The organism is Leucobacter sp. UT-8R-CII-1-4 (assembly GCF_030010235.1).
Lineage (GTDB): Bacteria > Actinomycetota > Actinomycetes > Actinomycetales > Microbacteriaceae > Leucobacter.
In genome coordinates this window covers 12,024-38,971 of record NZ_JASCRS010000006.1, presented here as the reverse complement: position 1 = coordinate 38,971, position 26,948 = coordinate 12,024, and the positions used below count along the sequence as shown (strand labels likewise).

Sequence of the window (26,948 nt, the reverse complement as noted above, 5' to 3'; positions counted from 1 at the left end):
CATTAGGCCTTCGCGTCAGCTGCCTGAGCTGCGAGCGCGCGATCAACACCTGCAAGGTGCTCAACGATCATGCGGCGCAGCGCTGGGGCAGCGCTCGGGTTCGCTTCAAGCCAAGCAGCGGTAGCCGCGCGCAGCGCTTCGTTGGCCAGCGGAGACGGGTAGAAGCCGTCAACAATCTCCTCAACGATCGCGTGACTACGGCTCTCCCAGATGCCCAGCAGCGAATCGAAGAACGGTGCAATGAACGGAGTCAAGAGCGCCGGATCGTGCGCCCGCAAGAAGCCAAGACCACTGGCGCGAACGATGGCGTTCGGCAGGCCAGCCTCGTCAAAGACTGAAGCCCATGCGCGCTGCTTATCTGCAGCAGTCGGCAACGCCGCGCGGGCGTGCGCAGCAGACTGGTTGCCGCTTGCGGTGCGATCGTCGGCCAGAGCCGCGTCAATCTCCTCCGCGGTGGCACGGCCGCCTGCGGCAAGTGAAATCAGCAATTCCCAACCAAGATCGGTGTCGATGTCGAGGCCCTTGAGCGCCGAACGCTCTTCAAGAATCTCAAGCACAGAGTCGAGCTGATCCGGCGTCGAAGCAAGCTGCGCGAACGCCTTCACGAACTGGAACTCAAGATCGCTGCCCGGAGCTGCCTCAAGCGCAAGCGCGAGGAACCCGTCTGCCACACGCTCGAGAGTCTCTGCGCGACGCTCCGGCACCACGTAGCTTGAGGCTGAAAGAATCAGCTGGCCAATTAGGGTGCGAAGCACAGTCGAGTTCGTTTCGGTCGAAATGTGCGCGAGCACGATATCGACAAAGCGCGAAGCTGGCAGCTCAGCGTCGCGAGTCTGGTCCCAAAGGGTGCCCCAGACGAGCGAACGCGCCAACGAACTCTCAAAACCGCCGAGGTGCGCCGCCGCGGTCTCGAGGGAACGATCGTCAAGACGAATCTTGGTGTAGCTCAGGTCGTCGTCATTGAGCAGCAGCAGATCTGGCTGTTTCACCCCGACAAGCTCAGCAACCTCGGTGCGCGCTCCATCAACATCGAGCTCCAAGCGCTGGGTACGCACGAGCGCGCCATCTCGCAGTTCGTAGAGACCAACAGCAATTCGGTGTGGTCGCAAAGTTGGGTACTCTTCGATCGCGGTCTGATCGATAGCAAAACTTGCGTAGTTACCTTCGGCGTCAAGCTCGAAAGTCGGGCGAAGCGTATTGACGCCAGCGGTCTCAAGCCATTTTTTCGACCAGTCACTCAGGTCGCGACCGCTCTGAGTCTCAAGCTCGGTGAGCAGATCAGTCAGCTCGGTGTTGCTGTATTCATGCTTCATGAAGTACTCGTGTACACCCTGCATAAAGGGCTTGCGGCCAACCCACGCGACGAGTTGCTTCAATACGGAGGCACCCTTCGCGTAGGTAATTCCGTCAAAGTTCACCATGACGTCTTCGAGGTCACGAATCTCGGCAACGATGGGGTGCGTCGATGGCAGCTGATCCTGACGGTAGGCCCACGACTTTTCGCTGGCAACAAAGGTGGTCCAGCAGTCGCTCCACTCGGTTGCCTCGGCAACGCCAAGGGTCGACATGTACTCGGCGAACGACTCGTTCAACCAGAGATCATTCCACCAGCGCATGGTGACCAGATCGCCGAACCACATGTGTGCAAGCTCGTGCAGAATGGTGATCACGCGGCGCTCGCGCATCGCGTCGGTCACCTGGCTGCGGAACACGTACGACTCGGTGAAGGTAACTGCGCCAATGTTCTCCATCGCGCCCATGTTGTACTCGGGTACAAACAACTGATCGTACTTTTCGAATGGGTACGGGTAACCGAATTCGCGCTCGAAAAACTCAAATCCCTGCCGGGTCTTCTCAAAGATGTAGTCGGCATCGAGGTACTCGCCGAGCGATTCACGGCAGAACACACCGAGCGGAATGGTACGGCCAGCAGCATTGGTGAGTTCACTTCGCACTACACGGTAGGGGCCGGTGATCAGCGCGGTGATGTAGCTCGACATGATTGGAGTTGGTGCGAACGACCAGGTCGCTACCTGCTCGGTCGTGCCGGTGCCGAGCGCATTCTCAACCTCACCGGCAGCAACCGGTTCAGGAGTCGACTGGTTGCTCACCACGTGCCAACGCGCTGGCGCGGTAACGGTGAATTGGAAGGTGGCCTTGAGATCAGGCTGCTCAAACACCGGGTACATGCGGCGCGAATCTGGCACCTCGAACTGTGAGTAGAGGTAGACCTCACCATCAGCAGGATCAACAAAGCGGTGCAGGCCCTCACCGGTGTTCATGTAAATCTGATCGCTCACGATTGTCAGCACGTTGTCGGCCTCAAGCCCGGGCAGCGTGATGCGTGAGTCTGCAAAAACCTCTGCAGGATCGAGCGAGCGGCCATTCAGTGTGACACTGTGCACTGCTGCTGCAATGACGTCGATAAAGGTATCAGCGCCCGGGGTGCCAGTGAATCGAACGGTGGTTTCGGCGCCGAAGTGCTCTGCACCGCGGGTCAGGTCGAGCGCGATTTCATAGCTCTGAGTACTGATCGTTGCTGCGCGCTGTTGGGCTTCGGCGCGGGTGAGGTTTGTTCCTGGCACTGCATCTCCATCGTGTAGAGGTTGACGGCGGTCGATTGTGTCGGCCGCACAGCGAAATGATGATGAATCAACCTTATGCCTGAGAACTGATCTGAGCCTCGATATTGCCCTCGCAATTGCCCTGTTCGCCCTGGGCTGAGCCGTTTGGTGTCTTGCCCCGTAACTCACTAGCTGTGGCGCAGATTCGCGGTCTAGGCTGGCCCTATGAGTGCACAGCCAAAAGTAGAGTTCTGGTTTGACCCGATTTGTCCTTGGTGCTGGATGACCAGCCGATGGATTTCTGAAGTCGCGGAAGTTCGCGGTTTCGAGGTTGCTTGGCATCCAGTGAGCCTTGCAATCATTAACGAAGGCAATGACCCTGGCGATCACGCCGAAGGCATGAAGCAGGGCCAGCGTATGGGCCGCGTTGCCGTTGCCGCCGAAGAACTCTATGGGCCAGATGTGGTCGGCAAGCTCTACACCGCTTTCGGCACACGAATTCATCCTGGTGACCGTGAGGATTGGGATGCCATTATTACCGAGTCGCTCGGCGAGGTAGATTTCAGCGGTCAGCTCGATCTTGCTGCCGACGACGAACGATTTGATGCCGTTCTGCGTGAAAACACCGCGCACGCACTCGACATTGCCGGACCAAATGTGGGCGTTCCGATTATTTCGATCGATGGTGTCGCGTTCTTCGGTCCAGTAGTGACGCCCGCTCCAACGGGGGATCTGGCGCTTCAGCTGTGGGACGGCATTCGCGCTGCCGCGAGCGTTCCCGGCTTCTACGAACTCAAGCGCGGCCGCACCGTCGGCCCGCAGTTCTAAGCTCCGCCGCGGCTCTCTTCCCGTCACCCTGCGATCTGCTTCGCGACCGCAGGGTGACGGGAAGGCACGGCAGCATACGCGGGCAGCTAGGATGGGAGCATTATGCGCATTCACGTTGCTACCGATCACGCAGGTCTCGAATTCAGCCAGCAGTTGCAGCAGCATCTGCGTGAGCAGGGGCACGAGGTGATCGACCACGGCCCACAGGAATACGATGCGCTCGACGACTACCCATCGTTCTGCATCAATGCTGCTCTTGGCGTCGCACAGGACGAATCCAACGGCGTGCAGGCGCTCGGCGTTGTTTTTGGCGGTTCGGGTAACGGTGAGCAGATGGCTGCGAACAAGGTTGAGGGCATTCGCGCCGCACTCGTCTGGAACGATTCAACCGCCGAGCTCGCTCGTGAGCACAACAATGCAAACGTCATCTCTATTGGCGCTCGTCAGCATTCGGTCGACGAAGCGATCCGCTTCATCGATCTTTTTATCGCGACCCCCTTCCCGGGTGATGAGCGCCACGTTCGCCGTATCTCACAGCTTGGTGAATACGAGCGCACCGGCGCAATTGAGGGCAAGTACGTTGGAGCAGACGTCTAACCATGCCTGAGGGGCATTCCGTACATCGAATTGCGCGGCAATTTGCTGCCAACTTCGTAGGTAAAAGCGCCGAAATCACGAGCCCGCAGGGTCGTTTTGCTGAGGGCGCGGAGCAACTGAACGGTCAGATCATGACCGATGCTCGTGCAGTCGGCAAACAGATGTTCCTTGAATTTGAGGAGCGCGATTGGCTGCGAGTTCATCTTGGCATCTATGGCGCCTGGGATTTTGCGGGTGATGTGCGGGTCGATCCAACGATTCAAATTCATGGCTACACCCCCGGCCATTCGAAGCTTGGCCAAACGGGGGAGCACTCCCGGCCAAGTGGTGCTGCACCGATCGATAACGAGGGCGAGGATTCGGTCGCCTCAATTGGTGCGCCGCGTCGCGCACGCGTGCGCATGGCTGAGCACGACAAAGAAAGCGAAGACGATCGCGCGTTTCCGCCGGAACCGGTCGGGCAGGTGCGAGTTCGCCTGCTGACAGATACCGTGTGCGCCGACCTTCGCGGGCCGACCGCCTGCGAAGTGTTGACCCCGGAGGGCGTCAATAAGGTGCTGCAGCGGCTGGGGCCAGACCCTGCGAATGCAAACACGACGGCAGAGCGTGATCGATTCATTGACCGGGCCATCGCCAAGCGCACGCCAATTGGCCTGGTGCTGATGGATCAATCTGTGCTTGCAGGTATCGGCAATGTGTATCGTGCTGAGCTGCTCTTTCGTGCCGGGATTGATCCGCACACACCGGCGAACACGATTTCGCGCTCAACGCTTGAAGTGCTTTGGGACGATTGGGCGCACTTGCTTGATGTCGGGATCACTGTTGGTCAAATGATCACAATCGACGGTCTCGAGGGCAAAGCCTACGAACTGGCGCTGCGTGATCGTGATGAGCGGCACTGGGTCTACAAACTTGAGGGAACACCCTGCAAACGCTGTGGCACGAATATTACGCTCGAAGAAATGGGCAATCGCAAACTGTATTGGTGTGCTGGCTGCCAGAGTTAGGCCGCTTCGAAGACGCCATCGGTAATGCGTGCTAGGTAGTGAACGTGAGCGGGGCGCTCAACCAGAATTTTAAGGTTGAGCGCCCCGCTCACGTTTGTGATTACTTCAGACCCGATCTCACAAACGCATCAACGACATAGCGCTGCAAGAAAATGTAGATCAAGAAAATCGGTAGACAGGCGAGGGCACTCGCCGCCATGACTGCGCCCCAGTTATTGCCTTCAGCACCAAGGAAGCTGCGAATACCAACCTGAATCAGTGCATCAGACTGCCGCAGAATCAAAGATGGCCACAGGTACTCGTTCCACGCGCTAATAAAGAGCATGATGCCAAGTGCCGCGAGGGCAGGCCGAAGATTTGGGATGACGACCTCCCACAGCGTGCGCCACGATCCGCGGCCGTCCATATCGGAAGCTTCGTAGAGCTCACGTGGAAATGAATCAAAGTGCTGCTTCAGCATCATCACCGCGAATGCAGCGGCGAGCTGCGGTACCACGACACCGAGCACCGTGTTCAATAGACCCATCCGTGAAATCAACACGTAGTTGGGAATCATCGTGACCTGAAAGGGAACAAGCCAGGAGCCCACAAAGAGGAGAAAGAGGATCTTCTGGCCCCTGAAGTTCCACCTTGAGAAGCCATATGAAGCGAGGATCGCGATCATCAATTGTCCGAACGCGAGGCCGAGAGCCATAGCGAAGGTGTTGCCGAGCATTCCAAGGATCGGGATGGTGTTCCAGACGTACTCAAAGTTTTCGAGACTAAATGGCCCGGGCAATGGGTTCGTAGAAAGCATTTCTTCACTCGGTCGAAACGCTGTGACGAACATCCAATAGATCGGAAAGATCGAGATAATCGCAAGCACCGTGAGTAACACGAGGGCGGGAATTAAGCCCAAGCGTCGTTTGCTTCGCGCTTTCGCTAGCGTGGCCGCCGCGGTATCGAGATTTGAATGCGCTCCCGTACTGGGGAGCTGGTATTGAGAAACAAGCGTGAATGCCATGATGCAGCCTTAGTTGTCGTGAAAGCTGAGCTTCTCGGTGAGCTCTACGAAGATGAACGCGATGATGCCAAAACCAATGAAGAACAGCACGCCTGCGGCTGACGACAATCCTGCATCGAAGTTGCGGAAGCCAAATTGATAGAGCAAATAGTAAATATTGGTTGATGATCCGCTTGGCCCGCCCTGGGTTGCAAGATCAATGATCGGGAAGGTCCACTGAGCAGAAAGCAGAATGGTCATAAGTGAGAGGAACACGAGCGAGGGCGACAGAAGCGGCAGCGTGATTCGCCAGGTGATCTGTCGTTCGGTCGCGCCATCAACTCCAGCTGCGTGTGCGTAGTCAGGGCTGATCCCTGCCAACCCTGCCGACACGACAAGTACCCCAAAACCGAGCATCTGCCAGCCAACAATCACCATTACCGCAAGCATGGATGAGTTCGGGTCTCGAAAGACGTCGCCCATTTCGACACCGAAGAAACGTGCCACCGCGGGAATGGTGCCGCCCTCTGGAGCAAAGAGCCAGCGCCAAATCGCACTCGTTGCAACCGGAGTGACCAGAAACGGAACAAAGATGAGCGCCTGGTAGATGGTCTTCGCTTTGCCTGCGACGCGTCGAGAAATCAGAGCGAAAACGACCGGCAGTGCAACTGACAGCAAAAGGAACCCGGCAATGTAGAGCACGGTGTTCAGGAGCGCCTGCTGCAGCTCGGGCAGGGTGATGACCTCAACATAATTATCGAAGCCAACCGGAACCTTCGGCTGGGTAGGCAGCATGTTCCAGTCGTAGAACGAAAGCTCCACGGTCTGCAACAGTGGCGCATAGGTCCAGACGATGAGGAGCGCCACCGCCGGCAGCACATAGAGGTAGGGTGCGAACTGAAATCCGCGGGCCTTGCGGCGGGTGAGCTTATTTTCGTCTTCGGGCGGAGCCGCTGAGGCACTGTTTTGTGCGCTCTTCGATTGCGGGAGTACTTCGGTAAACAACCGTCATTCCGATCTGCAAAGTGGGAGTGGTGAGTGCCCGCTGGTGGCGGCCGCCGGGAGGGCGACCACCACCAAACGGGAGCTAGTGCTTCTTGCTGTGCTTCGCCATTGCCTCGGCAACCTCGGCCTCGCTCATGCGTGAGAACGCGGCAAGCTGCTTCGAGGTCATTTCGTAGACGGTCGAGAACTCTCCGATTGGCACGACGGTATGCATTACACGGTCTTCGTAGAGGTGCACCAGGTTGAAGCCCTGGGCCCCGTTCTGGCCCCGCATTCCACCCTTTGCGACATTCAGATCCTGCGTGTAACAGGTAGCTGAAGCAACCGATACTGGAACGCCGCCAATTTCGCTGAAGGTATTGAAATGCAGGTGCCCGCCAAGAACTGCGCGAACATCGGTGCCCCGAATGGCTTCGCCAAAGCGTGCCTGATCGCGAAGCTCAACGAAAGAGATTGGCTCAAGCAGGCTCGGCACTGGCGGGTGGTGCAGAGCAATGATGCTGCCGTGTGGCGCTGGTGCGTCAAGCACCTCCGCCAGCCACTCATACTGGGCCTCGCTAATCTCACCATAGTGCTGGCCTGGCACGGTTGAATCGAGGGCAATTACGCGGAGTCCGTTGACGTCGTAGACCATGTCAACGCTCTCCTCGCCAGCATCACTGTCGAGCAATTCTTTGCGAAACGGGGTGCGGGTGTCGTGATTGCCCATGACCCAGATCACCTGAGCGCCAATCTCAGCGGCTGCCGGCTCGACGAGCGCGCGTAGCCTGCGGTAAGCATCGGCGTCACCGGTGTCGGCGAGGTCGCCGGTGAACACTATGGCTTCGGGTCGTGCCTGGGTTTCGGCAAAGTCACGGAAGAGCCGCTTCAGATTTGCGTCGCTGTCGACCGCGCCGTGAAGCAGATCGGTGCCGCCTACGAAGTGGGTGTCGCTCAGGTGAAGAATGAAGTGCTCAGCTTCTGGATGCTGAGGCTCTGGAAATGATGATGCAGACATGGCTGCTCCTTTTGGGGTTTGAAGCCGTGATTGCGACTTCGTGCTGAAAGAAAGAGAGTGAGGTTGTCTTGCCGCCGGTTGTCAGGCGACGAAGCGGTGTTCAGGTAACGAGGTGTTGTTTCAGGCAACGAGGCGGTGTTGCAAGCGCAGAAGTGCGGCGTCGTCAAAACCGTTGCTGAGTAGCATCTGCTCGACACTCCCGAAGCGATCCTCGATCAGATTCAAGGTCTCGTCGATAGCGGCAGCCGGGCTTGCCACCATCAATTCACGAGTGTTCTCATCGAGCTCACCGAACCGCTCGGTCGCCGAGGCGAGCATCTGCTCGGCCCATTCACCCGAGAGATTCTGGCCGCTCGACGCGTAGTCGGCAATTACCTGCTCACGCGAGACTCCGACGGCGGTGAGGGCCGATGCCACGACGATGCCGGTGCGATCTTTGCCTGCGGTGCAGTGCACAAGCACGCCACCTTCGGGAGCATCGGCGATGAGTCGAACGGCACCCACGATTCGCTCGGTGCGCTCCTCAACCATGTACCGATACACCTCGCTGATCGAGGTTGGCCCGAATCCACTGGGTAACCCGTCGGCATCGAAGATGGGGTGGTGCACAGATTCGGTAGTAACACCGCCGATTGCGTTGGGTGCGTGCGCGAGTTCGTTTCGATCTCGCAGGTCAATGACGCGCACAATGCCGTGTTCGGCAAGCTGACGTTGGCCAACTTCACTGAGTCGGTGCAGCGCATCTGAGCGGAACAGCCCATTCGCTCGAATGAGGCTTTCTGATGTGGCGTATCCGCCTGCGCTTCGAAAGTTGTGTGTACCCTCGACCTGGAGCGGCTGAGAAGCGGTTGCAGCAATCATTACTTGATCAGCTCCTGTGCGCGCTTCTGCGCTTCGGTCATGGTCTCTTCGGCGGGTTTGCCGTAGAAGACGACCTCTTCGATTGCGGTGCCGAGAATATCGTCGACCTGAACGAAGTTGTTGCCGGGGTATGAGACCCAGGGCTGCATCTGGTCGAGCTGGTCGAGGTTTGGCTGGATTAGGGGATTCGCCTGGGCCCACTCGTGCAGCGAGCCGCCCTCCTCAACTAGGCCGGTGCGAAGCGGCAGGTAGCCGATCTTGCTCGAAATCAGTTCGTAGGCGCGATCGCTGGTAAGGAACTTTGCGAGTTCCCAGGAAGCACGTTGCTTCGCTGGATCATCGCTGAGCACGAATAGGGCTGAACCTGAGTTCACCGGCATTGCCTCTTTGCCAGGAAATGCGGGCATTGGGGCAGCGTCGAGCTTCCAGCCGCCTGCCGAAGCGCCGGCCATGAACATGCCTTGTAGGGCGGAAGTGGTGAGCACCATTGCGGTGTCGCCCTTTGGTAGGCCTTCCATTGACGAAGTACTCGATGCAGAGCGGAGCACTCCGGCCTCTGTCATCTCTGCAAATCGCTCCACCGTGGCCTGCGCTTCAGCTGAACCAAACTCGATGGTTGTGCGATCCTGTGAAAGAACCTCTGCGCCGTTTGACTTAAAGAGTGCCTGCATGCACCAGTTACCACCCTTTGCAACGCACGCAATATCGAGTGATGGCTTCCCGGTTTGAGCGCTTACCTGCGCTGCAATCTTTTCAACTGAATCCCAGGTGCTGAAGTCAGGGTTGGTTACCCCCGCTTGTGCGAGCATGTCTGCATTGTAAAAAAGCACAGGGGTCGAGAACACGTAGGGCATACCCACGGTTTTACCGTTCCAATCGGCAAGCACCTTTGCGTTCGGGTGCATTGGATTTTCGCCGCCGAAGGCTTCTTCAAGCTCTTCGTTGCTGACAAGATCAGAGATTGGCTTTGCGCCGAGCTGATTCACTGCGAAGTCGAGTGAATCGAAGGTGATCTGTGCAAGATCAGGTGCTTTGCCTGCGAGGAGCTGCGTCTGAATGCTGCCGACATACACATTGCTTGTGCTGTCGCCCTGTGGTGGCTGCGCCTTGACCGTAATGTTTGGGTGTTCGGCCTGGAACTCCTCGAGGAGCTGGTTGACGGTATCTGTCCAGGCTCCGGCCTGCATCAGGTTGTAGCTTTCGAAAACGATTTCAACTTCCTGATCCTTGCTGAGCTCAGGGACGATCGAAGCGGCGGTCTGCTCGCCGCCTGCGCCGGAGGCGCAAGAAACGAGCGTGGCGGCTGCTACTAGGGCTGCCGTGGTGGCGGCTACATTACGTCGGAGACGCATGGGAGGGATCCTTTCGGAAGGGGTGAGTGTGGGGAGAGGAAGAACTGAGGATTTAGGCTGTGGTCGGCGCAGATTGCGCGGCGCTGAGTTCGGCGTCGAGAGCGCTCAGCGGAAGCGGCGCAGAAACAGCTTCCGGCTGCCATTCGAGGCGGTAACCGCTTGCGCGGTCAAAGAGGTGCACGCGTTCGATTGGCGCAGTGAGAACGACTTGCTGAGCAACGACCCACTGTGCGGCCCGGTCGCACGCAACGGTGACGCGTGCTTCTCCGATGACACAGTGCACAAGTTGCTCTCGGCCGAGGTTTTCAACCAGTTCCACGGTGCCGCGCAGTGCGATGCCGGCAGTTGGTACGGCTTCGGGTACGCCGCTCTCGTGCACCGTAAGATGTTCAGGTCGTACGCCGACGACGCATTCTCGCTCTTCGGTGGTGCCGTGCCACAGCACTGCTTCGAGGCCCGGAGCGAAGACTGAAATTTTGCTGTCTGTGGTGGTGAGTGTGGCGTCGAGCAGGTTCATGGCGGGGGAGCCGAGGAACCCGGCCGCGAACACAGAGCTTGGTGTGTCATACAGTTCAGCTGGGGTGCCAAACTGTTCGACTCTGCCGTTGTTGAGGAGAGCGATCTTTGTTGCCATGGTCATCGCTTCAACTTGGTCATGGGTGACGTAGATGAATGTCGCACCGAGCTTGCGGTGAAGTTCTGCGAGTTCGCGTCGGGTTGCGGTGCGCAGCTTTGCGTCGAGGTTTGAGAGTGGCTCATCCATCAGAAAGGCCTTGGGTTCTCGAACGAGTGCTCGTGCTACTGCTACTCGCTGTCGCTGGCCGCCGGAGAGTTCTTTTGGTTTGCGGTCGAGAAGGTGGGCAATTTCTACCGCTTCTGCCGCGGCGCGAACTCGGCTTGCGATTTCGGCTTTGGGTGTCTTGCGAATTTTGAGGGGGAAAGCGAGGTTCTTTTCAACCGACAGGTGTGGATAGAGCGCGTAGCTCTGAAACACCATTGCTAGGTCGCGCTTGCGTGCCGGGAGGGCGGTCACGTCTTCGCCGTCGATGCTGATGCTGCCGCTTGTGGGTTCAAGTAGGCCAGCGATCATTCGAAGCAGGGTGGTTTTGCCGCAGCCCGAGGGGCCTAGCAGGACGAGAAAATCACCATCTTCGATGTCGAGAGAAATGTGATCGGTTGCAATGAAGTCGCCAAAACTTCTGGTGATCTCTTCGAGCACGAGACGGGCCATCGGCCACCTCCAGGGAATCGGGTTTCCTGATTCGGGATTTTCAGGAAACGTTCGATTCAAGGGTGGGCCGAGAATGTGAACGGCTGGGATCGAGAGGGCGAATCGACGGGATCAAGCGAACGAACTGATCGTGTCGATTCTGGATCGAGCGACTATTCGTGCTCGGGCAGCACCATGTTGTGAACCTCGTCGAGTGCGTCGGCGCGAGCGGCGCGTGTGCCTGGGAGCTCATCGAGCGCTGCGGCGTGCAGTACCGTGAGCAGGAGCATCTGCACAATGTTTGCTGGCACGGTTCGTTCTGTCCAACTGCGTGCGCCAGCGCCGGCGATCAGTGCGTGGTCGGCCAGCTCGGCGAGGTCGGATTTGCCGAAGCTGGTGATTGCCACGAGCGTCGCGCCGTTTTCGGTGGCCAAAGCCGCAGAGCGGAGTGTGAATGCATTCATTCCGCTGTCGCTTACTGCTAGGCAGACATCACCGGGTTTGAGGAGTTTTGCAGAGACGTGCTGAGTGACAATATCTGCAGGGCTTTCACATACCTTGCCGCTCACGAGGAAGTGCAGTGCGATTGATTGGGCCGGTGCGAGTGAGGCGCCATTGCCGACGATGAGTAGTCTGTTGCAATTGCGAATCGACTCTGCGGCTGCGTCAAAGGCGAGCAGGTCGAGAGAACCGAGGGCACCGTCTATTTCTTCGATGGCCTGCGTGAAGAGGTTGGCCACGGGGTGTTGGAAGCTTGGCCGGTTGTTGCTCGGGGTGGCCGCTGCCTGATCTCGGAGTAAGAGCTCGCGAAGGTGCTGGTAGCCCCGAAAGCCCATTCTCTTGCAGGCGCGCACGACTGTGGCAGGTGAAGTTTCGGTGTGTTTTGCGAGTTCTGCAACTGACATGTTGGTGATCTGATCGGCATCATCAATGCAGGCTTGAGCTACTCGGCGTTCACTCGGCACGAGTGACGGAATCAGTGATTGCAGAAGCGCGCGGGTGCCGCCGAGGGGTGGGGCCGCAACATTGGTGTTCATGATCGATGTTTTTAGCACACCCAAGTGAATGGATACGTGCTGGTGTGGTTTCAGGTGTCGTGTCGCGCTTTTGAGTGTGGTTAGTTTGTGGCGCGCGGCGATCCAGCGTTCAGTGAACACTGAGGTAATTCGAAGAAATACTTTCACCTTCAAGTAAATTTCTGATACAGTGAATTTAGTTGAAACCTCAATGAAATTTCATTGCGGTCAAGCTGAATATGGAACCCCCGCCATTTCGCAAAGGATAAAACTTATGACTATTACCGCAGAACAGATTCCTGGTTACCGTGCTGGCACCTGGGTGATCGACCAGACCCACTCAGAGGTGAGCTTCTCGGTTCGCCACCTTGCAATCAGCAAGGTGAAGGGCAAGTTCGAGCGCTTCGGTGGCACCATCGTGACCGCTGAAAACCCACTTGACTCGACCGTCGAGGCGACCGTTGAGGTCGCATCGATCAACACCAATCAGGCGGATCGTGATGGTCACTTGCGCACGGGTGACTTTTTCGCAGCGGAAGAATTCCCAGAATTCACCTTCAAGAGCACTGGCGTTCGCCAGAACGGCAGCGATTTCGCGGTTGACGGCGATCTGACCCTGCGCGGTGTAACCAAGCCAGTTACATTCGCCTTCGAGTTCGGTGGCTTTGGTGCAGACGCGTACGGCAACTTCAAGGCGGGCTTCACTGCAACCACCGTGGTGAACCGCGAAGACTTTGGCGTGCAGTGGAACGCTCCACTTGAGACCGGTGGCCTGCTGCTCGGCACCGACGTTACGATCACTCTTGACGTGCAGGCTGCACTTCAGGAAGGCTAATTGCCATAACGGTTCTTCTGTGTTCTCACGGAGGGTCAAATCGTGAATAGAAAAAGGGCGGTAGAGATACCGCCCTTTTTGTTGCCGTCGCAATGAGGGTGATCTAGAGAATGCCCAGTGCCCGGAGTTCTTTGTGCAGAGTAGCGCCGTCGGGGCCGTATACCCAAGGCACACCGCTCACACTGCGATGCAATCGAGCTTTTGAGCGCCCGCCAGCGAGCACTGCTTGCCCGACTGAGAGCTGCCGAATCATTACGGCCACAACATTCTCTGGATGTGCAGTCGCAAATCGTTGATAGAGCTCTTCGTCGTGCTGGCCGTCATCGCCGACAAGGACCCACTTCATGTGCGGAAATTCGCGTGCAAGCCGCGCGAGTTCGCGAGTCTTGTGCTCTTTTCCGCTGCGGAACCAGCGATCAGTTGTTGGCCCCCAGTCGGTGAGGAGCAGTGAACCGATGGGGTACAGATTGCGCTCAAGGAAGCGAGTTAGCGCGGGCGCCACGTTCCAGGCACCTGTCGAAAGATAGATGACGGGCGCGCCGGGGTGCTTTGCGAGCAGATGGTCGTAGAGCACCGGCATCCCTGGCGTTGAGGTACGTGCGTGCTCGTCGACGACAAAGCTGTTCCAAGCCGCGACCATTGGTTTTGGCAATGCTGTGTTCAAAATGGTGTCGTCAACGTCGCTGATCAGCCCGAAGTTCGCTTCTGGGTCGACCACGTAAACAGGTGAGTGCGCTTCTACGGAATGCTCTGACCTTGCGCCGCTGGCCTGCAGGCTAATGGTGTGCCAGCCGGGAGCGAGCTTTACTGGGATAACGTGATCAATCACGCCGCCGCGATCTGAAGCAACTTCCGTTACCGGATGGCCGTCGATGAGCACCCGAACTGGGTAGTAGGGCACGTGCACGCTCATGAAACTGCGCCAGCCACGAACTCTGGAGACTTGGGCGACCACGGGCTGAAAAGAAGTGTCGTCTTGATCGGTGCCGCTTGTGCCGTTAGAGCTTGGCATGTAGAGCACTCGGCCGAGCACACGCACCCACTCGGTTGAGCCGTACCCGATATAGGGAATCACGCCGGGTGTTCGCCCGCGCTTTACTGCGCTGCGCTCCCGGTAGCGGTGGACCCAGTCATCGAGTCGCGCCGCAAACTTCGGTCGACTGTCGGGTCTTCTGGCTTCCGTCACCAGACCAGTCTAGGGGAGTTGATTTTCTGCGACTGTTGCCTATGTGGAGTGGCGGAAAGTGAAGCCACATTTTCTATTGGGCGATCGGCATGGCGAATTCAGTGAGGTTTTACTTCGGCACGAGTGAGGTTTCACTTCGGCGCGAATGAGGTTTTACTTCACGTCGAAAAATATTAGCGGCAAACGTACAGAATAGATAAAATGGCTGTTGACCGGCAAAAACCGGTAGATCCGCAAGGTATTACCAGCCTTCAACGGAGCTCTTATGGGAGTGCGTACTGATATAGGCGTGCGCCCGACACCTTTGGAGAACTCGTGAACGAATTCTTAGATGCGTTGACGCTGGCCCGCTGGCAATTTGGGCTTACGACGCTATATCACTTCCTGTTTGTCCCGCTTACTATCGGGCTCAGCTTTCTGGTCGCAATTCTGCAGACAGCGTGGGTTCGTACCGGCAAGGTGAAGTACCTTCGCCTGACCAAGCTCTACGGCAAGGTCTTCCTCATCAACTTCGCGATGGGTGTGGTCACCGGTATCGTGCAGGAGTTCCAGTTCGGTATGAACTGGTCAAACTACTCACGATTTGTGGGCGACATCTTCGGTGCTCCGCTTGCTATGGAAGGCCTGATCGCATTCTTCCTAGAGGCGACCTTCATCGGCCTTTGGATCTTCGGCTGGGACAAGCTCCCAAAGAAGGTCCACCTCGCGACCATCTGGGCGACATCGATCGCAACGATGCTCTCGGCATACTTCATCCTCGCGGCAAACGCGTTCATGCAGAACCCTGTTGGCTACGAACTGAACCCAGACACCCAACGCGCTGAACTCACCGACATTATGGCGGTGCTTACGAACCCAGTTGCTCTCTGGCAGTTCCCGCACACCATCTTTGCGTCCATCATGTTTGGCGCAACAGTTATGGTTGCGGTAGCTGCTTGGCACCTGAAGCGTAACCAGTACGTTGATGAGATGCGTTCCAGCCTTCGCTTTGGTCTCTGGGCAAACATCCTTGCATTCATGGGCGTCGGCCTCACCGGTCACTCGCTCGGCATGGTAATGACCCAGACCCAGCCAATGAAGATGGCCGCGGCAGAAGCGCTCTACGAAAACGCGTCAGGCGCAGATGCTTCGTTCTCGATCTTCAGCCTCGGCACACCCGACGGCTTCCACGAGATTTTCTCGATCCGCATCCCGTACCTGCTCTCGTTCCTTTCAAACGGCGACTTTACAAGCGAGGTTGAAGGTATTCGAAACCTGCAGTCCGAGTACACCGAACTGTACTGCGGTGCAGACTCATCGATGCTCACCTGCCCAACTGATGGCATGTTCATGCCTGTTATTTGGGTTACCTACTGGGCGTTCCGTTGGATGATCGGCCTTGGCGCTATCGCAACTCTGGTCTCGATCGTTGGTCTCTGGATCACCCGCAAGAACCGCGACGTGCCAGCTTGGGCGTGGAAGGTCGCAATCTGGACCGCACCAATTCCGATGATCGCCTCGCTCGTGGGCTGGGTCTTCACCGAGATGGGTCGCCAGCCATGGATCGTATTCGGGGTGATGACGACCGAATCCGCGGTATCTCCTGGAGTGCCAGGCTGGGCCGTGCTGGTCTCACTCATCGTATTCACGCTGGTCTACGGTGGCCTCGCAGTTGTTGAATTCAAGCTCATCCTTAAGGCAGTCCAAGCCGGCCCGCCCGAGGTTGATGCGCCCGAGGGCAGCGAAGGTGACGACGTTGATCACACCCAGCTCGCGACGGTCTATTAGGAGGAATTGAAATGGATCTCACTATTGTTTGGTTCCTCGTCGTCGGCGTACTGCTGATCGGCTACTTCGTACTTGACGGCTTCGACTTTGGCGTAGGAATGGCGTTACCGTTCCTCGGCAAAGACAACGTCGATAGGCGACTCATCATCAACACGATCGGTCCGGTATGGGACCTGAACGAGACCTGGCTCATTGTTGCTGGCGCCTGCCTCTTCGCAGCATTCCCAGAGTGGTACGCCACCATGTTCTCTGGTTTCTACCTCGCACTGTTGCTGATCCTCGTTGCCCTTATCTTGCGCGGTGTCTCGTTCGAGTACCGTCACCAAGGCAAGGGACCAAAGTGGACCGGTTGGTTTGACCGCTTCATCTTCTGGGGCTCGCTGCTGCCACCGCTGCTCTGGGGTACCGCTTTTGCGAACCTGGTGCAGGGTCTACCGATTGCGCCGCTCGAAACCGGTGGCTGGGTCTACGAAGGTACGCTGCTCACCCTGCTGAATCCCTACGGTCTGCTCGGTGGTCTCGCTGTCACACTGCTCTGCTTCACACACGGTCTCGTCTTTATCGCGCTGAAAACCATGGGTGATATGCGTGACCGTGCGCGCGCCCTGGCAACCAAGGTGGGCATTGTGACCGTAGTGGTCGCCGCTGCGTTCCTGGTCTGGACCGTGCTGATGCGCGTTGGCGATCCAAACTTCGGTATCGTGCTGCTGCTCGCAGTACTCGCCGCAGTTGCCCTGGTCGCTGGCATCGTATTCAACCTGGTGGGTCGCGAAGGTTGGGCGTTTACGTTCAACGCACTGACCATTGCCTTCGCACTGCTCACGATCTTCATGGCTCTCTTCCCGAACCTGATGATCTCAACTATCGATCCCGCGTACTCGATGAGCATCGCTGGTGCAGCAAGTTCTCAGAAAACCCTCGAATTGATGACTTGGGTTGCCGTGTTTACTTTGCCACTCGTGCTTGCTTACCAAGCGTGGACCTACTGGATCTTCCGAAAGCGCCTTTCGCGCGAGCACATCCCCGCGGATGAGCCTGTTGCGGCCGTAGCGTCATAAGATAGATCAGATGAAGCCCCTCGACCCGAGACTCCTGCGTTACGCTCGCGGTGCACGCACCGTACTCGGCGTCGGGGGGCTCTTCGGTGTACTGCGTACCCTTGCCATCATTACCTGGTGCTGGTGCATCGCACAGTCTCTCGCTGTGCTGGTGCTTCCTGTGCTCGATGGCAAGGGCGGCGCGGCCGGACAGATTTCAGACCACGCCTACTCGGCAGACATGCTGCCGTGGCTGGTTATTGTTGCCGTACTCGCACTGATTGTGCGTTCTGCCTCTTCATGGGCAATGGATGCGCTTGCTGCTCGTGGCGCTGTGCAGGTGAAAGCGCAATTGCGTGCCGCCGCTCTCGACGCCATCGATCAGCGTTCGCCCGAGGCGCTTGCCACCCGTTCTGACGCGAGCGGGGCCACTGTGCTCGGGCGCGGTCTCGACGCCCTCGACGGGTATTTCTCGGGGTATTTGCCGCAACTCATTTTGACGATGTGCGCGACACCGCTGCTGGTGCTCGCCGTATTCTTGGCTGACCCAGTGAGCGGTCTCGTGGTGGTCATCGTGTTCCCGGTGATCCCTGTGTTCATGATTTTGATCGGGCTGGCCACCAAGGGTGTGCAGCAAAAACAGTGGGATCAGCTGCAGCATCTTTCACGCTCGTTCCTCGACGTGGTTGAGGGTCTCAGCACCTTGAAAATTTTTCGTCGCGAGGATCGCCAGGTCAATCGCATCCGTCGTGAGACTGGCGAATATCGCAGCCGAACTATGCAGGTGCTGCGAGTCACCTTCCTCTCTGGCTTTGTGCTCGACCTTGCGGGTACTTTTTCGATTGCCCTTGTTGCGGTCACGGTTGGTACGAGGCTCGTCACCGGTGAGTTCTCGCTTGCACTTGGCTTGTTTGTGCTGCTTCTTCTCCCGGAGGCGTTTATTCCGATCCGCGCTGTTGGCACGGCCTTCCACGCTTCTACTGAGGGGCTTGCCGCTGCTGAGCAGGTCTTTGAATTGATCGAGGCCGAGCCCGCTGAGGCAGCTGACTCTGCCGCTGCCGATGCGAAAAACGGCACGGCTCAGCCTGTGCAGAGTGTGCCTGTATCTGCCGGTATCGTGTTCGACGAAGTTCAGTTGAGGCGGGGCCCGCACACGGTCGGGCCGATGAGTTTTGAAGTGCAGTCGGGTGAGGTTGTCGCGCTCGTTGGTCCTTCTGGCTCTGGTAAGAGTTCACTTGTGGCAAGTTTGCTCGGGTTCATCTCGCCAGCTCAGGGCATGGTGAGTAGGCCGGTTGATGTTTCGTGGGCCGGGCAGCGGCCGGGTCTCTTGCAGGGCACCGTTGCTGAAAACGTCGCACTTGGCGATAGTTCGATAGACGATGCTTTGGTTGCTCGCGCACTCGAAACGGTGGGCCTTGAGAACATCTTGGCTGACTATTCGCTCGGTGCGCAGGGTGCGGGGCTCTCGGGGGGTCAAGCGCAGCGGGTTGCCATTGCGCGTGCGCTGTATCGCGGTTGGCGCACCGATGCCGGCGCCCTGGTATTTGACGAGCCAAGTTCGGCTCTTGACACTGCAAGCGAAATGAGAATCGCCGAGGTGCTGAAAGCGGAGGCTGCCAGCGGACGGGCTGTCCTGCTGATTAGTCACCGTGCTGCGCTCATCGACAGTGCTGACCGCGTCGTGAATATTGGAGTGCCCGCGTGAATTCTGATCAGATAACACGGGTCATTCGACGTGCCGTTCCCGCGACAAAACAGGCGACTCTGGGGCTGACGCTTGGCGTGTTTGCCGACCTTTGTGTGGTTGGTTTGCTTGGCCTCAGCATGTGGCTGATTGTGAAGTCGGGTGAGCAGCCGCCGATTCTGCACCTCACTTTCGCGATTGTCGGTGTGCGAGCTTTCGCGATTGGGCGTGCAGCGTTTCGTTATGCGGAGCGTCTTGCGAGCCACGACGCGGCGCTCTCGCAGCTTGCAGTGCTTCGTTCAGAGACCTTTGAAGCGCTGATCCCGCGTGTGCCTGGCGCGATCGAGTCGCGCCGCCGCGGCGACGTGCTCACCGCTTTTGTCGACGATGTCGATCAACTGCAAGATGAGCCGTTGCGTGTGCGGCAGCCGTTTATTGTCAGCATGATTGTTGTGTTGCTGAGTCTTGTGGTGCTTGCAATCATTGCGCCACTAGCGGCGTTGATCCTCGCGATTATGCTCGTGGTTGCCGGTGCGCTGAGCGCTTGGCTTTCGGCCCGAGTTTCTGCTGAGAGTGATCGCAAGCTTGCCGTGGCGCGCGGAGACCTTTCGGATGCGCTGCTTGAGCGTTTCGCTTCGGCTGAGGTGCTTGCGGCGTTTGGTGGTCTTGAGCTGCAGCGGGCGAGGATCTCCGAAGCTGAGAATCGCCTAGCCGATGCGCAATCAACCAGGGTGCGCTCTGCCGGACTCACCGCGGCACTGCTTTCTCTTGCGTCGGGTGTGACGTCTGTGCTGGTGCTGCTCGCGGTGTCTCCTTCGCTTCAGGCGGGTGGTGGTGGGCTTTCTGCGCCGCTTTTCGCCGCCGCAGTGATTGTGCCGGCTGCTGTGTTTGAAGTTTTCGCTCAGGTGCCAGCTGCTCTTGTCGCAAGGCGCACGGTTCTCGCGAGTGCTCGTCGAGTGGCCGACCTCACGGAGTCGCCGCTGCCCGCAGAGATTCCCGCACCTTTTATTGGGGTGGCACCTGAGTTCTCTGATGATCCGGCTGTGCCGTCCCTTTCTGTGCGCGAGCTTTCGGTGCGACATCCTGGTGCACACACTCCGGCGGTGAGCGGCGTGAGTTTTGATGTTCGTGCGGGTGAGACGCTTGTGATTACTGGCGAGAGTGGTGCGGGTAAGTCGACGCTTGCTCTCGCACTTGTTCGACTGCTCGAACATCAGGGCAGCTACAAGATCCGCGGTGTTGAGGCTCGCGACACCACCGAGGCGTCGATTCGTTCTGTGGTTGGCTTGATCGAGCAGCAGCCGCATCTTTTTGATGCAGATCTGCGTCAGAACCTTAAATTTGCGCACGATACGGCGAGCGACGATGAGTTGCTTGCGGTGCTCGATCGGGTGGGGCTTGCCGAGTGGGCTCTTGAGCGCGGCGGTCTTGACGCCCGAGTTGGTGAACGGGGTGCGCTCGTCTCAGGGGGTCAGGCGCAGCGGATCGCGCTTGCGCGTGCGATCCTTGCCGATTTCCCGGTGGTGATTCTTGATGAGCCCACGGCTGGAGTTGATCGTCAGGTTGCCGATCGTCTGCTGGTTGATTTGCTTGGTGCGTTGCCGGGGGATCGGGCGGTGGTGTTGATTACGCACACTGAGCTGCCAGAGGGTGTGCCGGTTTCTCGTTTCGCTCTCTAGCTGGTTTGAGGTGGAAGGCGCGTGGCCTCTGGTTTGAATCCAGGGGCGTTTGAAATGAGAATCAGGACGGGCGTTGGCCCGTCCTGATTCTCGTTTTGGTGTTGACGCTATGACTCTTTCGGTGGTCTACCTCGGCCACGCATGGGCGCCGGGCGCGGATCGCGGCCGGCATCGATGAGCGCTTTGCGCAGTATTACTTCGATTTGTGCATTGACCGAGCGAATATCGTCGGCTGCCCATTTGGCGACCGCCGCGTGCACAGCTGGGTCGAGTCGTAGCAGCAGTTGTTTTCTGCTGCCGCGGCTTGAGCCTTGCTCTGAGTTTTCAGTGGTCATGGTGCTTCGGTACGGATTTAGTACAACGATCCAGCGTTGATAACCGGTGTTGCGCGCTGCTCGCTGGTGAGGACGAGTAGGAGGTTCGATACCATCTGGGCGCGTCGTTCGTCGTCGAGCACGACAACGCCTTCGTTTTCGAGGCGGCCAAGTGCCTGCTCAACCATCGTGACGGCGCCCTCAACGATCTTCTCTCGGGCGGCGATGATTGCGCTGGCTTGCTGGCGCTGCAGCATTGCCTGGGCGATCTCGGGAGCGTAGGCGAGTGATGAGATTCGCACTTCAAGTACCTCGAGGCCTGCGAGCGCGACTCGAGCCGCAACCTCGTCGGCTAGTTCTGCCGAGACAACGTCGGTGCTGCCGCGCAGCGACTGTTCGCCTGGGCCGGCCTGGTCGTAGGGGTGCGTGGTGGCGACGTGACGTAGAGCGGCTTCGGCTTGAGTCTCAATGAACTCGTTGTAGGCTTCGACGGCAAACATGGCTTTTGCGGTGTCGGCTACCTGCCACACGACGATGGCGGCGATGTGGATTGGGTTGCCGTCTGAGTCGTTGACTTTGAGTTCATTGGTTTCGAAGTTGTGCACTCGCACCGAGATTTTTTTGCCGGTGGTGAAGGGCGCGACGAGGCTGATGCCGTCGCGTCGAACGGTGCCGACGTAGCGGCCGAAGAATTGGCGAACCGAGGTCTGGCCGGGGGCCACGATGGTCAGCATGCCCCAGGCCAGCGATGAGGCTACTGCGAGCACAATGCCAATGAGTAGGGTTGCGAAGCCAGCGCCGCCGGAGCCGTTGTCTAGGAGTACGCCGCCGCGAATGCAGAGGCCAATGCCGAGGATGAAGCCGACGATGCTCGCGAGAAAGACTGTGATCGCGATGCCAGAGCCCATATGCCAGGCGTCGCGCTCTGAAATGTCTACGCGAATGCCGTCGTGGCCGACTGGTTCGGTGCTGACCGGTTCAAGTTCGGTCGGTGCTGGGCTTCCTGCTGAGGGCGGGTTCGTGGTCATCAGCTTCTCCTCTGAATTGGTGATATAAAAACGATATCACTTTTTCAAGAATCGTCGAGAACGAGTTTTCAGCAGACCTCAGCCGAAGCTAATTTTTGCGCAGCGGGCGCCAGCTGCGATCGAGCGCAGCGGTGTACTCGCGAAGGCGATCCTCGCGAGGTGCTCGCAACGGCTTCTCATTCAACCTCGTAACCGGACGAATACCGTGCAACGCGTTCACCGCCCACACCTCGGCCGCTGCCAGATCGCCGGGCAAAGCATTCGCGTGCACCACCTGCGTGCCCTGCGTCTGCGCGTAGCGCAACACAATCGCCTCAGTAATCGAATCGACGCGCTGACCGGGCAGCGCTGCACAAAGCAACTCATCTTCCCACCAGAGCAGGCTCGTCGTTGCGCCCTCAAGCACGTAACCGTGCTGATCGAGCAAAAGAGCTTCAGCCTCAAGATGGCGATTGAGTTCGGCATAGCGGGCGATATTTGGCCCCTTGCGCTCCGGATGCTGCACTCCGATAGCAACCGCAGTGCGCAGGCCCACACCCGCGCCGAGCGTGGGAAGCGCGCGCAGAGCGAGTCGCAACTCAAAGTGATCGCCATTATTGTCAGCGCTCAAGTCCGAACCCGTGCCCCAGAGCTCTAACCGAGGCCAGCCGGTGCCAAACTCAGAAATCTGTTGTACCGAGTCGGCAAGAAAACGATCTATCAAAGCCACGAGCGAAGGAGAATGCTCAGTAGCTTCTCTTACGGCCAGCTCAAAACGATGCAAATGCGCCCTGCCTCCACGCACCTCAGCTTCGCCGCTCTGTGCATTTCGACGCACGCGAAACGAATCGGCGGCCAAGAGTTTCGCCGATCCCTCGTGCTGATTTGGCATGTATCCATCATTCCAGCCCTCGCCGCAAGCACAAAGCACTGATTCTGGTGAGCGCTGCCGCTGCGGCACTCGTGCCCTGCCGCCGCGAGATACAGTTGACGAGTGGTGGTGCGCGCAATCGACTGGCCGCGCGACACGGCAGCTGTCGCGCGAAGTCTCTCCCGTGCCCGCGGCTGGTATTGGCTCGACGGATCAGCGCCAGAGCCAGACGGAAATAACGGCCTCAGCTACCTCGGCGCGGCAGACACAGTACTGCAGGCGAGCGCAGGGCAAGAAAGCGAATTTCTTGATGCATTGGGCGAGCAGCAACGCAGTGGCAACGGCTGGGTGGTAGCGCTCAGCTACGAATTTGGCGTCGCGCTGCTCGGTTTGCAGCCCCATCAAGACGACGCGGCTCCCGCGTTCGCGCTGCGCTCGGACGTCACGCTCACCCTCGACCACGCGAACAATCAGGCGTACCTCACCGCCGCGAATGACGAAGAAATCGATGCCTGGCTTCAAACCCACGGTGGGTCGCTGCGTGAAAACTCTCGTTTTTCTCACTCGGTGGATCGCCCAGCCGAGAGCACGCGTACAAACTGGCTGCGCAGCGATCAGCGATACCTGAGTGACGTCTTGGCCTGCAAAACGGCCATTGCGGAGGGCGACGCATATGTGCTCTGCCTGACCGATATTGCCGAATACGAAACCACGACGGTCGATCCGCTACGCCTCTACCTCGAATTGCGAGGCTCGGGTGGCGGAATCCGCGGGGGAGTGATCGCCGCAGAGGGCCGGTCACTGGTGAGCGTGAGCCCCGAACGGTTTTTGAGTAAGCGTGGTGGCACTATTTCTACGAGCCCGATCAAGGGCACCCGCCCACGCGGCAAGACCGATGAACTTGATGCGATCCTCGCGAGAGACCTCGAGGAAGACCCGAAAGAGCGCGCGGAGAACCTCATGATCGTCGACCTGATGCGCAACGATTTGAACCGGGTGTGCGAACCAGGAACGGTGCACACTGAAGGATTCTTGAGAGTCGAGCAGCACCCAATGGTGCACCAACTAGTCAGTACAGTGCGCGGCACACTGAAGCCCGAGCTCTCAACGCTCGATGCGATCGCAGCGTGTTTTCCGGGCGGATCGATGACTGGAGCGCCAAAACGCAGCGCCGTGAGCATCCTTGCAACCCTTGAGCAGGGACCGCGCGGCCTCTATTCCGGCTGCTTTGGCTGGCTCGGTGACGATGGCGACGCCGAAATCGCGATGAGTATTCGCTGCGTCGAATTGCGGCAACTCGAAAACGGCGTGCAGCATGCTCGAATCGGTGCGGGTGGCGGCATCACAATTGATAGCTCACCTCAGGCCGAACTCGACGAAAAAGAACTCAAAGCCGCAGCGCTCGTCGCGGCACTTCGTCAGATTGATTACGACTATCCTTGAATAAGTGTGTGCTCGCTACTGGCGAGCAAGATTATTGATGTTTCGAGGTATGAGTGAACGAGCAGCAGGCAAACGCTGAGACAGGTGTCGACGCGGCGGCTTACGACTTCCAAGCGATTCAGGATCGCTGGTTGCCCGTCTGGGATGAAATGAAGCCCTTCGAGGTGGCGAATGATCTGAGCGATCAGCGCCCCAAGAAGTACGTGCTCGACATGTTCCCGTACCCATCAGGTGACCTTCACATGGGCCACGCCGAGGCGTTCTGCTTCGGTGATGTGCTTGCGCGTTACTGGCGCGGTCGCGGCTACGACGTGCTGCACCCGATTGGTTGGGACAGCTTCGGTCTGCCAGCTGAGAACGCTGCTATTAAGCGTGGGATCGATCCTCGCGAATGGACCTACGCGAACATCGACCAGCAGAAGTCGAGCTTCCGCCTCTACGCGCCAAGCTTCGACTGGAGCCGTGTGCTGCACACGAGCGACCCCGAATACTACAAGTGGAATCAGTGGCTGTTCCTCAAGATGTATGAGAAGGGCCTGGCCTACCGTAAGGCAAGCTGGGTCAACTGGGATCCAGTAGACCAGACCGTGCTCGCGAACGAGCAGGTGCTTTCAGACGGCACCTCGGAGCGTTCGGGCGCCATGGTCGTCAAGAAGAAGCTGACCCAGTGGTACTTCCGTATTACCGATTACGCGGATCGCTTGCTCGACGACCTCGATCAGCTTGAAGGCCAGTGGCCAACCAAGGTGCTGAACATGCAGCGCAACTGGATCGGTCGCTCGCAGGGTGCAGAAGTTGAGTTCGAGATCGAGGGTCGCGACGCCAAGGTGCCAGTCTTCACGACTCGCCCGGATACCCTGCACGGCGCCACCTTCATGGTCGTTGCGCCAGATAGTGATCTCGCTGCAGAACTCGCGGCGAGCTCCTCACCTGAGGTGCGTGAGGCTTTCGAGGCATACCTCACTGCCACACAGAAGCAGAGCGAAATCGATCGCCAGAATGCTGATCGCGAGAAGACCGGTGTTTTCCTCGATCACTTCGCGATCAACCCGGTCAACGGCGAACGTATCCCTGTGTGGGCATCTGACTACGTGCTCGCAGATTACGGCCACGGTGCGATTATGGCTGTGCCTGCTCACGATCAGCGTGACCTCGACTTCGCGCTGAAATTCGAGCTGCCGGTGCGGGTTGTGGTTGAGGTCCGCGATGAAGATGGCGCGGTGTTGGAAGACCCTGCAGTCTCGGGTGTGGCAACCGCTGGCAACGGCGTGCTTGTGAACTCTGAAGAGCTGAACGGGCTCGGTAAGGTCGAGGCGATCGCGAAGGCGATTGAGGTGCTTGAAGCTCGCGGCACTGGCCGTGCAGCGAAGACCTACCGCCTGCGCGACTGGCTGATTTCACGCCAGCGCTACTGGGGTACGCCGATTCCGATTCTGCACGGTGCGGAAGAATCGAATGAGGGCGAGATGCGCCCGGTCGCTCACGAAGAGCTGCCGGTTCGCCTGCCTGCTTCTGAGGGGCTTGACCTGAAGCCAAAGGGCTCGTCGCCGCTCGGCGCTGCCACTGAATGGTCGAATGTCACGGATGCTGAGGGCCAAGCCTGGACTCGTGACCCCGACACCATGGACACTTTCGTCGACAGCTCGTGGTACTTCCTGCGCTTCCTGTCTGCGAACGACGACACCCAGGCGTTTGATCCGAAACTCGTGAATGCTTGGGGTCCGATCGACCAGTACGCCGGCGGCGTTGAGCACGCTATCTTGCACTTGCTTTACTCGCGCTTCATTACGAAGGTGCTGCACGATCTTGGTTACCTCGACTTCGAAGAGCCATTCAGTGCACTGCTCAACCAGGGCATGGTGCTGCAGGACGGTGCCAAGATGTCGAAGTCGAAGGGCAACCTCGTTGAGTTCGCTTCGGAGCTCAAGGCGCACGGTGCCGACGCGCTGCGCGTGACGCTCGCATTCGCTGGCCCGCCAGAGGACGATATCGACTGGGCCGATGTCTCGGTGCAGGGTTCAGCAAAGTTCTTGGCGCGTGCTTGGCGCGTTGCCGGTGACGTTGCCAGCGAGCCTGGCGTAGATTTTGCTGCGGGGGATCAGGGGCTTCGCCGTCACACGCACAAGCTTCTCGCTGACGCGCCAACGCTCGTTGAGAACTATAAGTTCAACGTTGTGGTTGCGCGCCTGATGGATCAGGTGAATGTTACCCGCAAGGCCATTGATGCCGGTGCTGGTGCAGCCGATCCCGCTGTGCGTGAATCTGCAGAGGCGATCGCGATGATCCTCTCGCTCTTTGCGCCGTACACGGCTGAAGATATGTGGTCGAAGCTTGGCCACGAGGCGACTGTTGCACTCGCTGTATGGCCGTCAGCAGACGAGTCGCTGCTGGTCGAAGACGAGGTTACGCTGATCGTTCAGGTCGATGGCAAGGTTCGTGATCGTCTCACCCTGCCAGCCTCGGTCAGCGAGGCTGACGCAGAGGCCGCGGCCCGAGCCTCGCAGTCGGTGCAGCGTGCAATCGGTGATCGCCAGATCGTGAATGTGATCGTGCGCGTGCCGAAGATTGTGAGCATCGCTACGAAGCCGTAACTCGCTTCTCACGATCGTGTGCCCCGCCTATTGATTCTGTCGAATTAGGCGGGGCACACGTCTTTAGTTTGCGGTCTCGTGCACTTCGAGATGGTTTGCGAGCGGTTAGCCCCAG

The 26,948-nt window shown here is 58.5% G+C and carries 22 protein-coding genes; 10 read left to right on the top strand and 12 right to left on the bottom strand.

From position 1 onward, the window contains the following. Positions 1–2: 2 nt before the first annotated feature. Positions 3–2,585, bottom strand: coding sequence for an aminopeptidase N (gene pepN / locus QBL02_RS13560; RefSeq protein WP_282726975.1), 2,583 nt, complete (start codon positions 2,583–2,585; stop codon positions 3–5). Positions 2,586–2,789: 204 nt separating this feature from the next. On the opposite strand from pepN, the gene QBL02_RS13555 reads away from it, so the two are divergent. The 3 genes from QBL02_RS13555 (at position 2,790) to QBL02_RS13545 (ending at position 4,996) form a co-directional block, all read left to right on the top strand. Then, positions 2,790–3,392 (top strand): DsbA family protein, encoded by a 603-nt coding sequence (locus QBL02_RS13555; protein WP_282726974.1) that lies wholly within the window; start codon positions 2,790–2,792, stop codon positions 3,390–3,392. A gap of 102 nt (positions 3,393–3,494) precedes the next feature. Next, on the top strand, positions 3,495–3,989 hold the full coding sequence (locus QBL02_RS13550) for a ribose-5-phosphate isomerase (RefSeq protein ID WP_282726973.1): 495 nt from the start codon (positions 3,495–3,497) through the stop codon (positions 3,987–3,989). Between the two features lie 2 nt (positions 3,990–3,991). Continuing rightward, positions 3,992–4,996 carry a DNA-formamidopyrimidine glycosylase family protein gene (locus QBL02_RS13545; RefSeq protein WP_282726972.1) on the top strand — a complete coding sequence of 335 codons (1,005 nt, stop codon included), beginning with the start codon at positions 3,992–3,994 and terminating at the stop codon, positions 4,994–4,996. A gap of 100 nt (positions 4,997–5,096) precedes the next feature. On the opposite strand, the gene QBL02_RS13540 is transcribed toward QBL02_RS13545, so the two are convergent. The 7 genes from QBL02_RS13540 to QBL02_RS13510 all read right to left on the bottom strand — a co-directional run bounded on the left by QBL02_RS13540 (position 5,097) and on the right by QBL02_RS13510 (position 12,440). Then, complete coding sequence (locus tag QBL02_RS13540) at positions 5,097–5,999, bottom strand: carbohydrate ABC transporter permease (RefSeq protein ID WP_282726971.1); 903 nt, start codon at positions 5,997–5,999, stop codon at positions 5,097–5,099. A gap of 9 nt (positions 6,000–6,008) precedes the next feature. Further along, the gene (locus tag QBL02_RS13535) at positions 6,009–6,983 is read right to left on the bottom strand and encodes a sugar ABC transporter permease (protein WP_282726970.1); all 975 of its coding nucleotides are present in this window, start codon (positions 6,981–6,983) and stop codon (positions 6,009–6,011) included. Between the two features lie 82 nt (positions 6,984–7,065). After that, positions 7,066–7,980 (bottom strand): metallophosphoesterase, encoded by a 915-nt coding sequence (locus tag QBL02_RS13530; protein WP_282726969.1) that lies wholly within the window; start codon positions 7,978–7,980, stop codon positions 7,066–7,068. A gap of 120 nt (positions 7,981–8,100) precedes the next feature. Beyond that, entirely contained in the window at positions 8,101–8,841 is a 741-nt protein-coding gene (locus tag QBL02_RS13525; RefSeq protein ID WP_282726967.1) for a tyrosine-protein phosphatase, read from the bottom strand. Next, the gene (locus QBL02_RS13520) at positions 8,841–10,193 is read right to left on the bottom strand and encodes an ABC transporter substrate-binding protein (protein ID WP_282726966.1); all 1,353 of its coding nucleotides are present in this window, start codon (positions 10,191–10,193) and stop codon (positions 8,841–8,843) included. The genes QBL02_RS13525 and QBL02_RS13520 overlap by 1 nt, the downstream gene beginning before the upstream one ends. A gap of 52 nt (positions 10,194–10,245) precedes the next feature. Next, the gene (locus tag QBL02_RS13515) at positions 10,246–11,424 is read right to left on the bottom strand and encodes an ABC transporter ATP-binding protein (RefSeq protein ID WP_282726965.1); all 1,179 of its coding nucleotides are present in this window, start codon (positions 11,422–11,424) and stop codon (positions 10,246–10,248) included. A gap of 152 nt (positions 11,425–11,576) precedes the next feature. Continuing rightward, on the bottom strand, positions 11,577–12,440 hold the full coding sequence (locus QBL02_RS13510) for a MurR/RpiR family transcriptional regulator (RefSeq protein ID WP_282726964.1): 864 nt from the start codon (positions 12,438–12,440) through the stop codon (positions 11,577–11,579). 253 nt (positions 12,441–12,693) lie between these two features. Between QBL02_RS13510 and QBL02_RS13505 the strand changes: the two genes are divergently transcribed. Then, entirely contained in the window at positions 12,694–13,254 is a 561-nt protein-coding gene (locus QBL02_RS13505) for a YceI family protein (protein ID WP_282726963.1), read from the top strand. 103 nt (positions 13,255–13,357) lie between these two features. Here the strand turns inward: QBL02_RS13505 and QBL02_RS13500 are convergent, their stop codons facing one another. After that, a complete protein-coding gene (locus QBL02_RS13500) occupies positions 13,358–14,440 on the bottom strand; it encodes a phosphatase domain-containing protein (protein ID WP_282726962.1) in 1,083 nt (360 codons plus the stop codon). A gap of 315 nt (positions 14,441–14,755) precedes the next feature. On the opposite strand from QBL02_RS13500, the gene QBL02_RS13495 reads away from it, so the two are divergent. Genes QBL02_RS13495 through cydC form a run of 4 tightly spaced genes read left to right on the top strand, consistent with a single transcriptional unit; the run spans position 14,756 to position 20,607 of the window. Further along, positions 14,756–16,207, top strand: a complete 1,452-nt coding sequence (locus QBL02_RS13495) for a cytochrome ubiquinol oxidase subunit I (protein ID WP_282726961.1) — start codon at positions 14,756–14,758, stop codon at positions 16,205–16,207. Between the two features lie 11 nt (positions 16,208–16,218). Then, the gene (gene cydB / locus QBL02_RS13490; protein ID WP_282726960.1) at positions 16,219–17,265 is read left to right on the top strand and encodes a cytochrome d ubiquinol oxidase subunit II; all 1,047 of its coding nucleotides are present in this window, start codon (positions 16,219–16,221) and stop codon (positions 17,263–17,265) included. Between the two features lie 10 nt (positions 17,266–17,275). Beyond that, positions 17,276–18,949 (top strand): thiol reductant ABC exporter subunit CydD, encoded by a 1,674-nt coding sequence (gene cydD / locus QBL02_RS13485; protein WP_282726959.1) that lies wholly within the window; start codon positions 17,276–17,278, stop codon positions 18,947–18,949. After that, complete coding sequence (gene cydC, locus QBL02_RS13480; protein WP_282726958.1) at positions 18,946–20,607, top strand: thiol reductant ABC exporter subunit CydC; 1,662 nt, start codon at positions 18,946–18,948, stop codon at positions 20,605–20,607. Before cydD ends, cydC begins: the two co-directional genes overlap by 4 nt. Before the next feature lie 107 nt (positions 20,608–20,714). On the opposite strand, the gene QBL02_RS13475 is transcribed toward cydC, so the two are convergent. From QBL02_RS13475 to QBL02_RS13465, 3 genes are all read right to left on the bottom strand, one after another. Continuing rightward, positions 20,715–20,942: a hypothetical protein gene (locus QBL02_RS13475; RefSeq protein ID WP_282726957.1), complete on the bottom strand. Its 228-nt coding sequence runs from the start codon at positions 20,940–20,942 to the stop codon at positions 20,715–20,717. A 17-nt stretch (positions 20,943–20,959) separates the two neighbouring features. Further along, positions 20,960–21,949, bottom strand: coding sequence for an SPFH domain-containing protein (locus tag QBL02_RS13470; RefSeq protein WP_282726956.1), 990 nt, complete (start codon positions 21,947–21,949; stop codon positions 20,960–20,962). Positions 21,950–22,037: 88 nt separating this feature from the next. Continuing rightward, the gene (locus QBL02_RS13465) at positions 22,038–22,820 is read right to left on the bottom strand and encodes an aminotransferase class IV (protein ID WP_282726955.1); all 783 of its coding nucleotides are present in this window, start codon (positions 22,818–22,820) and stop codon (positions 22,038–22,040) included. A 102-nt stretch (positions 22,821–22,922) separates the two neighbouring features. On the opposite strand from QBL02_RS13465, the gene QBL02_RS13460 reads away from it, so the two are divergent. Both QBL02_RS13460 and leuS read left to right on the top strand, forming a co-directional pair. Further along, positions 22,923–24,242: an anthranilate synthase component I family protein gene (locus QBL02_RS13460; RefSeq protein WP_282726954.1), complete on the top strand. Its 1,320-nt coding sequence runs from the start codon at positions 22,923–22,925 to the stop codon at positions 24,240–24,242. 53 nt (positions 24,243–24,295) lie between these two features. Then, positions 24,296–26,833: a leucine--tRNA ligase gene (gene leuS, locus QBL02_RS13455; RefSeq protein WP_282726953.1), complete on the top strand. Its 2,538-nt coding sequence runs from the start codon at positions 24,296–24,298 to the stop codon at positions 26,831–26,833. Positions 26,834–26,948 lie beyond the last annotated feature (115 nt).

What these genes read in the sequence shown, in the direction of transcription:
- QBL02_RS13555 (WP_282726974.1), top strand. Translation starts at nt 2,790, where the DNA reads ATGAGTGCACAGCCAAAAGTAGAGTTCTGGTTTGACCCGATTTGTCCT.
- QBL02_RS13550 (WP_282726973.1), top strand. Translation starts at nt 3,495, where the DNA reads ATGCGCATTCACGTTGCTACCGATCACGCAGGTCTCGAATTCAGCCAG.
- QBL02_RS13545 (WP_282726972.1), top strand. Translation starts at nt 3,992, where the DNA reads ATGCCTGAGGGGCATTCCGTACATCGAATTGCGCGGCAATTTGCTGCC.
- QBL02_RS13540 (WP_282726971.1), bottom strand. Translation starts at nt 5,999, where the DNA reads ATGGCATTCACGCTTGTTTCTCAATACCAGCTCCCCAGTACGGGAGCG.
- QBL02_RS13530 (WP_282726969.1), bottom strand. Translation starts at nt 7,980, where the DNA reads ATGTCTGCATCATCATTTCCAGAGCCTCAGCATCCAGAAGCTGAGCAC.
- QBL02_RS13525 (WP_282726967.1), bottom strand. Translation starts at nt 8,841, where the DNA reads ATGATTGCTGCAACCGCTTCTCAGCCGCTCCAGGTCGAGGGTACACAC.
- QBL02_RS13520 (WP_282726966.1), bottom strand. Translation starts at nt 10,193, where the DNA reads ATGCGTCTCCGACGTAATGTAGCCGCCACCACGGCAGCCCTAGTAGCA.
- QBL02_RS13515 (WP_282726965.1), bottom strand. Translation starts at nt 11,424, where the DNA reads ATGGCCCGTCTCGTGCTCGAAGAGATCACCAGAAGTTTTGGCGACTTC.
- QBL02_RS13510 (WP_282726964.1), bottom strand. Translation starts at nt 12,440, where the DNA reads ATGAACACCAATGTTGCGGCCCCACCCCTCGGCGGCACCCGCGCGCTT.
- QBL02_RS13505 (WP_282726963.1), top strand. Translation starts at nt 12,694, where the DNA reads ATGACTATTACCGCAGAACAGATTCCTGGTTACCGTGCTGGCACCTGG.
- cydB (WP_282726960.1), top strand. Translation starts at nt 16,219, where the DNA reads ATGGATCTCACTATTGTTTGGTTCCTCGTCGTCGGCGTACTGCTGATC.
- cydD (WP_282726959.1), top strand. Translation starts at nt 17,276, where the DNA reads ATGAAGCCCCTCGACCCGAGACTCCTGCGTTACGCTCGCGGTGCACGC.
- QBL02_RS13475 (WP_282726957.1), bottom strand. Translation starts at nt 20,942, where the DNA reads ATGACCACTGAAAACTCAGAGCAAGGCTCAAGCCGCGGCAGCAGAAAA.
- QBL02_RS13470 (WP_282726956.1), bottom strand. Translation starts at nt 21,949, where the DNA reads ATGACCACGAACCCGCCCTCAGCAGGAAGCCCAGCACCGACCGAACTT.
- QBL02_RS13465 (WP_282726955.1), bottom strand. Translation starts at nt 22,820, where the DNA reads ATGCCAAATCAGCACGAGGGATCGGCGAAACTCTTGGCCGCCGATTCG.